Source organism: Brachyspira catarrhinii (assembly GCF_005518285.1).
GTDB classification, from domain to species: Bacteria; Spirochaetota; Brachyspiria; order Brachyspirales; family Brachyspiraceae; genus Brachyspira; species Brachyspira catarrhinii.
The window spans coordinates 1-6,447 of the sequence record NZ_SJDU01000115.1 but is presented as its reverse complement, the minus strand read 5'-3'; the positions used below and the strand labels follow the sequence as shown (position 1 = coordinate 6,447).

Annotated in this window: 6 protein-coding genes and 2 pseudogenes; 3 read left to right on the top strand and 5 right to left on the bottom strand. The window is 30.9% G+C overall.

The window, feature by feature from the left end:
- Positions 1–154, top strand: a pseudogene (locus EZH24_RS15370) (16S rRNA (adenine(1518)-N(6)/adenine(1519)-N(6))-dimethyltransferase RsmA); the annotation flags it as partial.
- A 16-nt stretch (positions 155–170) separates the two neighbouring features.
- Here EZH24_RS15370 and EZH24_RS05740 read toward each other — a convergent pair.
- The 3 genes and pseudogenes from EZH24_RS05740 to EZH24_RS05730 form a co-directional block, all read right to left on the bottom strand.
- On the bottom strand, positions 171–1,286 hold the full coding sequence (locus EZH24_RS05740; RefSeq protein ID WP_137998183.1) for an HNH endonuclease family protein: 1,116 nt from the start codon (positions 1,284–1,286) through the stop codon (positions 171–173).
- A gap of 3 nt (positions 1,287–1,289) precedes the next feature.
- A pseudogene (locus EZH24_RS05735) lies at positions 1,290–2,552 on the bottom strand (adenine-specific methyltransferase EcoRI family protein); the annotation flags it as partial.
- Positions 2,553–2,645: 93 nt separating this feature from the next.
- The gene (locus EZH24_RS05730; RefSeq protein ID WP_236847085.1) at positions 2,646–3,092 is read right to left on the bottom strand and encodes a hypothetical protein; all 447 of its coding nucleotides are present in this window, start codon (positions 3,090–3,092) and stop codon (positions 2,646–2,648) included.
- A gap of 197 nt (positions 3,093–3,289) precedes the next feature.
- On the opposite strand from EZH24_RS05730, the gene EZH24_RS05725 reads away from it, so the two are divergent.
- Both EZH24_RS05725 and EZH24_RS05720 read left to right on the top strand, forming a co-directional pair.
- On the top strand, positions 3,290–3,838 hold the full coding sequence (locus EZH24_RS05725; protein ID WP_236847084.1) for a hypothetical protein: 549 nt from the start codon (positions 3,290–3,292) through the stop codon (positions 3,836–3,838).
- A gap of 32 nt (positions 3,839–3,870) precedes the next feature.
- On the top strand, positions 3,871–4,653 hold the full coding sequence (locus EZH24_RS05720; RefSeq protein WP_137998181.1) for a DUF4037 domain-containing protein: 783 nt from the start codon (positions 3,871–3,873) through the stop codon (positions 4,651–4,653).
- Here the strand turns inward: EZH24_RS05720 and eda are convergent.
- Together eda and uxuA are read right to left on the bottom strand one after the other, a co-directional pair.
- Entirely contained in the window at positions 4,646–5,275 is a 630-nt protein-coding gene (gene eda / locus EZH24_RS05715) for a bifunctional 4-hydroxy-2-oxoglutarate aldolase/2-dehydro-3-deoxy-phosphogluconate aldolase (protein WP_137998180.1), read from the bottom strand. The two genes, EZH24_RS05720 and eda, sit on opposite strands and share 8 nt — an antisense overlap.
- A 60-nt stretch (positions 5,276–5,335) precedes the next feature.
- Complete coding sequence (gene uxuA, locus EZH24_RS05710) at positions 5,336–6,409, bottom strand: mannonate dehydratase (protein ID WP_137998179.1); 1,074 nt, start codon at positions 6,407–6,409, stop codon at positions 5,336–5,338.
- Positions 6,410–6,447 lie beyond the last annotated feature (38 nt).

The following is a 6,447-nucleotide window of genomic DNA, read 5'->3' as shown; positions in this document are numbered from 1 at the left end:
TAATTTCATTAATTCTCCTTATATAAATATAGAAAAAGAAAAAATTGACGAAATTTTGGAAAAAGCTAATATTGATAAAAACGACAGAGGCGAATCTTTAAGTTTTGAAGAAGTAAAAAAACTTACGAATATAATTAAAGAATATATTGATTAATTATTTTTATTTATCTTTAATTGGAACTTTTTGCTCGATTACATTCGCGACATAGCATTTGACAATTTTCAAGCGTAGTTTTACCGCCCTTGCTCCATGCTTTTATATGGTCCGCTTCCATTTCTTCTATTTCAAATTTTTTGCCAGCGTTAGGACATTTTTTATTTGCGCAAATTCCTTTTTGTTTTTCGTAAACTTCGCGTTTAATATTTTCGTCAAAGGCTCTCAAATTTAAATGTTTCTCGTTTCCGCTTAATAAATATTCGTAAATTCCGCTTTTCTTTTGCACTTCGCTATCTTGCATAAGTTTTTCAATTTGATTTTCAAGTTCGGCGGCGTCCAATTTTTTATCTTTATATTGATTATAGAAAAATCCCCATTCAAGCCCTTTCATTTCTTTACGATATTTTGAAAATTTCATCTCAACCCAATCTATTACCGCGCAAAAATATCCCCATAACTCGTCCGAATTTTTAGAATCTTTAGAATTTTTTGCCATATATTCGCAAATAGCTTTATCGTCTCGCTTATTTGTTATCCAAGCAATCGCAGTCTCCAAAAATTCCTGCCTCAAACTATCGCCTTTCAAATATTTTCCGCCTTTTTGTTCGGCTAAAGAATTGCGTTTGCTAAATCGTCTTTTTGCATCGCTTAACCACGCGCTTACATATATTGCGTTTCTCAATTCTTGGTCTGTGAGCGTAACTCCAGCAATATTGATTACTCTAAACCATTCTAATTTTTCGCTATCTTTTCCCTCGCATACATAAACCATAAGTTCGTAATTTAAAAATTTATCTTTTTTATCCTCTGGTAAGTTTTGATAGAAAAATTCATCAACGCTAAAAACTCCATTATAATAATCGCAAATACTAATTGTGCGTTGCTGTCCGTCAAGCACTTCGTAAGAATTCTTGCCGTTTTTTACCCAATATATAGAATTCAATGGAAATTCCTTAAAAACCGTGCGAATAACTTCGTCTCGTTGTTTATCTTTATAGACAAATTCTCTTTGATATGCGGGGCGGATATTTAATTTACCGCCATATCCTATTATTTCGCCGCTTTCTTCATCTCTTTTGTAGTCTTTAATTAAATCTTTAATTTTTATTTTTTGTAATTCTATTTTCATTTGTTATCCTCGCTTGGCACTGCCCATAGAGTGTGCGCCCTGTAAGGGTCGTTTTTTAATTAATATTCGTGCATAAATACTCGAGTATAATTCTCCCGTTTCGCAATCTTTAAAAGCTGGAGTTTTGTCAGTTTGCGGGTTAAATTTTCTATAAAGCGTCCCTTTTGCATTAAATGTAAATTTACCCGTTGAATTTCCATTTTTATCTAAAATTTCCATTTTTTTATTACAAGTAAAATCTACTGAACCCACAATACCCAAAGCTACAATCTCAAACTGCTCGGGATTATGTTTATCCAAAAATGTAATTGGCACTCCCATGACGCCGTCATAATCCATAGGAATATCAATAGTTTTATCCACATTTATCGCGTCATAATTATCATATTTTGGATATTTTTCAGGCATTTTGGCATAGCTATTAATAGTTTCTAAAACTTCATGCCTTTTTGGATAATCTAAATTTACAAACCACCTTACCCCTTTTACTCGTATAAATCTATTGCCTTTATTATCAACTCTAATACCAGACGCTTCAAGCGGATAATATTTTGGCACTCCAAATTCTCTATCTCCACTTTTTATACTTGCTCCTAACCAAAGTTTATTTTCTTTGATGAGTGCAAAAATTTCTTTATAAGATGCTGCGTTTTGATTGCCGATAATTATAAATTTTTTATCATATTCTATTAATTGTGCAACATATTCTCTAAATAAACTAAAAGGCGGATTAGTTACCACAATATCGCTTTGTTTTAATAACTCTATGCAATCCTGCGAGCGAAAATCTCCCGCGTTGCCTAAATCTTTATCTTCAAAAATAGACAAAAGACTTTGCCCTTTATTTTTCGGTTTATCAGATTTTAGCGGTTTGGTTTTGGATTTTAATTTATGTTTATTTTTTTCAAAAGCTTCTATAGTTTCCTCGCTTTGAGTAGGGCTGTCGGATAGAGAAAGCGATAATAATTTTTCAATTTCCGCCAATACTTCGGAAGGCTCGCCTATCGTATCGACTTCGCAATCTCTTGTTATTTTAATCGCATAAGCTTTTTGAGGCGAATCTTCCGCGCTAAATTCTTTAAAATTTTGACTCTTATAACAGGTGGTAATAAGTTCTTTTAGTCCTAAATATTTGAAATTTAAGAAAAAATATTTGAAAAAATTACTTGCTAAAGGGTCATCGCAATTGCAATAAACTACTTTATTTTTGAAATGCGATTTATAATGGAATAGTTCTTTTTCTATATCGCTGAGTTGAGTGTAGAATTCGTCTTTTTTTCAGCTTTTGCTTTATGTAAATTTGCATTCGCGCTATTTTTTGCCATTATTTCTACCCCATACTTTATTATAAACGAAATCTTAATTATTATCAATCAATTTTACGGAAGAAATAATATTATTTATTTGTCTGTCGTCTTTTTTGCTGTTGGCATTATACATACAACTTATTTTTATGACTTCGTTTCCGTTGTTAATCATTATAAAAGATTTATTATAAGTCAAATTTGGTCCGTAATAAAAACCGCTCAAAACTTCGTAGCAATTATTTTTGCCGTTCGCATAGCCTTCGGAAATTATTTTATATTCTTTTATTGCGAAATGATTTCTTAAATTATTTATAATATTATTTTTTATATTTTCTATATCAACCGAAAATCTATATTTTGAATATTCTATTCCGTAAATTGCCGTTTTCGTTTCGAGTCCGTAAGTTTCGTAATCAATAACCGTTGAATCTTTATTTATAGCCTCGTTCAAAAATCCTATTTCAAAATTTTCGGGGATTTCTACAGCAAAGTTTCCCATGTTCACGGTTTTAATTTTTTGTTCGCAGGAAAACAAAATTATAATAAAAGAAAATAATAATATATTTTTAATTGTTTTAATCATAATATTATTATATAATATTTTAAAATTTTTTTGAATAGTTTTTATTTTTATCATATTTAAATCAAATTACGATAATAAAATTGATTAATATTTATTTCGGAGGCAGAATTAAAATGAAAAACTTTTTATTAGTTTTATTTTTGAATATAATTTTATTTTCAAATTCGTTTTTTTTATTTTCGCAAGATAATTTTGAAATTCCAGTTACTCCAAGCAAGGACCAGCAATTGGATAACGCCGTTGGATTTTCGAGAACATTAAATTCGTTTAAGAAAGACGCGAGTTCTTACGCGAAATTAAAAGCCTATATAAATCTTTTGGATTCAAAAGGAATGAAAAAATTGAAAAGCCATCCTTCATATTCGAGGCTCGGCGATATTTATATGTATGGCGCGATTTATTTGGAAAGAGAATATAAAGAAGATAAAATAATCGAATTATACAAAAAGGCTTTAGAATTGAGAGCCGAACCTAATTCAAATTATTCGCTTGCCTTGATTTATAAAAACAGATACGATAACGCGGTAAAAAAGAAAGACGCGATTAAAGAAGTCGAATACGGAAAAATGGTTTACGAATATTTAAATAAATATGTCGTTCTATCGGGAAATAAAAGTTCAAAATATAAAAAAATACTTAATTATTTTAGTTCTTACAAATAATATTTTTAAAATTTTATTTCGGATTTTAATTTATGGACGCTATCAATCTTTTAAAAGAATTTTCAGACGAAGCTATTAAAACAAACAATATTGACGCAATAGTTTTATCGGGTTCAAAAACAAGTTTAATAAACGATGAAATGTCCGATTACGATATTTATATTTATTCCAAAGAAAAAGTAAACATTGAAACGAGAAAAAATTTTGCCGAAAAATATTCTTCATATTGCGAACTTGGAAACGATTATTTTGAGTATGGAGACGAGTTTATCATAAACGATATATGTTTTGATTTCATGTATAGAGATTTGTCTTTTGCTCAAAATGAAATAAATTATATTTGGAGAGAATGCAATTCAAAAATAGGATATACAACGGCTTTTTTGTATAATGTAAAAAATTCTAAAATAATTTACGATAAAGATTCAAAATTTCAAAATATTCAAAACGAATTAAATAAAGAATATCCCGATAAACTTAAAGAAAATATAATAAAGAAAAATTTAGCCGTTATGAAAGATAAAAAATGCGCATCGTTTTTTGAACAGCTTGAAAAAGCGATTAAAAGAAAAGATATTGTGAGCGTCAATCATAGAGTTTCCGCGATATTGTCGTCCTACTTCGATATTTTATTCGCGTTGAATAAAGAACTTCATCCTGGGGAGAAAAAATTAATTAAATATGTTTATAAATTATGCAAGTCAATCCCAGAAAATTTTGAAAACGATATTAAAAATATAATCGCAGGCGGATTAAACGAAAATATTTTGGATAGTATAAATAGTTTAATAAAAAATCTTAAAAATATTATTTAAATTGTTTAATTAAGTCGCTCGCTTTTTTAAATCTATTTTTCATTTCCTTCCAATCTTTAGCTTTCAAAATATCTCTCGAACATAGCCATGAACCTCCGCAGGCAAACACATTAGGCTGTTTGAGATAATCCAAAACATTATCTATGCTAACTCCGCCTAAAGGCATAAATTTGACTCCCGTATGAGAATAAACCGCTCCGACTCCTTTAAGCCATTCTATTCCTCCAAAAACTCCAGCATGAAAGAATTTCAAATATTTATGTCCGTAAGCGAGGCATTGTTCTATTTCCGAAGGCGTGGCTACTCCAGGTATATAATCGTAATTTTTATTTTTAGCGTATTCGAGCAAGTTTGGTTGAAATCCAGGACTTATTATAATATTCGTTCCCAAATCGAGTATTCTGTCGACTTGTTCCGTTGATATTACCGTAGCCGCCGCTCTAGGCAAATTAGGATAATCTTTAGCCAATATTTCAAGAGCCTTGTAAGAATATTCCGTTCTCATAGTAAGCTCGATTGCGGGCAAATATTCGCTCGATAAATCGGCAATATTTCTTATTTCTTCTTCAGTTTCCACAACCGCAACGGGAATTATTGGAGTGGATATATATTTTGTAAACATGAGTTATCTCCTAAAAAATGTAGATATTACTATAAATTATGGAAATATTATATTTTAATTTTATATTAATTTATTCATTTTATCTATAGCTTCCCATAAACCTTGAAGATAAACCGCACCGAGCGCTCTGTCGTATAATCCGTAGCCCGGCATAGAAACTTCGTCCCAAATAGCCCTGCCATGGTCGGGTCTGAAAGGTCCTTCAAAACCTATATCGTAAAAAGCCTTCATTATTTCAAACATATCCATAGAACCATCGCTTGAAAGATGAGCCGCTTCTTGAAATTTTCCCGGAGCCGTATGTTCCAAATTTCTAACATGAGCAAAAAATATTTTTCCTTTTAAACTTCTCACTATATCGGGAATGTTGTTTTTTGGATTAGAGCCAAGCGAACCCGCGCATAATGCCACTCCGTTATAATCGCTATTAACATTATTAACCATGCGAAGTATATTTTCTTTATTTATTATTATTCTTGGAAGTCCAAAAACGGACCATGCGGGGTCATCGGGATGAATAGCCATTTTAATTCCAAACTTTTCGCATGTAGGCATAATCGCGCTTAAAAAATATTTTAGATTTTCAAAAAGTTTTTCATCGTCCACATCTTTATACATTTCAAAAAGTTCTTTTATTTTTGAAAGTCTTTCGGGTTCCCAGCCAGGCAAAACATAACCGTTGGAATTGGAATCTATATTGTCAAACATTTTCTCGGGGTCAATCTTATCTATAATGTCTTGGTCGTAAGATAAAACCGTAGCTCCGTCTGGACGCACTTTAGCCAAATCGCTTCTCGTCCAATCGAAAACTGGCATGAAATTGTAACATACCAAATTTATTCCTTCGTTTCCTAAAATCTTTAAAGTTTCAATATAATTTTCTATGTATTTATCTCTGCTTGAAAGCCCTATTTTTATGTCGTCATGCACATTTACGCTTTCAATCCCGTAAATTTTAAGTCCCGCATCTTCGACTTCTTTTTTTATTTTTTTAACTTTTTCCTTTTCCCAAATTTCTCCGACTTTGCTGTCGTATAAAGTCGTAATAACTCCTTTTACTCCCGGAATTTGTCTAATTTGCTTCAAGCTCACCGAATCGAATTCTTTTCCAAACCATCTTAAAGTCATTATCATAATTAATTTTTTCTCCTTAAAATAAAATTTAAAGATAT